Here is a 722-nt window from a genome sequence, read left to right on the forward strand (position 1 = left end):
TACATCTTTAACCGCACTACCTAGTCCTACGACTGGGTGGGCTTTTTATTGTCCAAAGACCCATTTGGGCTTGAGGTTACATAATGGAAAAAGTTCCAATGACACTACGTGGCGAACAAATGCTACGTACAGAACTAGAACGTCTACTTAAGCTACGTCCTCAAATTTCAGAAGCGATTGCTGAAGCACGAGAACTAGGTGATTTGAAGGAAAATGCTGAATATCATGCCGCTCGAGAAGAGCAGGGTATTTGTGAAGCGCAAATCCGTGACATTGAATATAAGCTATCTGTTGCGCAAGTAATTGATGTAACTAAAATGGAAAACACTGGCAAGGTTATCTTTGGTTCAACGGTGACTTTGATTGATGTCGATACCGATGAAGAAAAGACATATCAGATCGTTGGTGACGATGAAGCTGATATTAAAGCTGGCCGTATTTCAGTGAGCTCTCCAATTGCTCGTGGCTTGATCGGCAAGATGGAAGGCGACGAGGTTGCTATCCAGACTCCTGGTGGAGCGAAAGATTTCGAAATTGACCGAGTTGAATACATCTAAGTGGCATCTTGAATGCCCACTATTTGTTAAATGCAAAAAAGGTCGCCAATGGCGACCTTTTTCTTCAACAACGTAAGTGAATTACTTACGAGGAATTTCGATTTTACGCTCTTCAGACTGGCGGTATAGCACAAGCACTTTACCAATAGTCTGAACTTTTTCAGC

At 42.5% G+C, this 722-nt stretch carries 1 protein-coding gene and 1 pseudogene; one reads left to right on the forward strand and one right to left on the reverse strand.

Annotated features, from left to right (window positions below; translation table 11 throughout):
* Positions 1-83 precede the first annotated feature (83 nt).
* Positions 84-557 carry a transcription elongation factor GreA gene (greA, locus tag R7Z50_RS27155; protein WP_005485311.1) on the forward strand — a complete coding sequence of 158 codons (474 nt, stop codon included), beginning with the start codon at positions 84-86 and terminating at the stop codon, positions 555-557.
* A gap of 81 nt (positions 558-638) precedes the next feature.
* On the opposite strand, the pseudogene R7Z50_RS27160 reads toward greA, so the two are convergent.
* Positions 639-722 (reverse strand): annotated as a pseudogene (locus R7Z50_RS27160) (ribosome assembly RNA-binding protein YhbY); the annotation flags it as partial.

This window comes from Vibrio sp. 1249-1, from assembly GCF_033340495.1.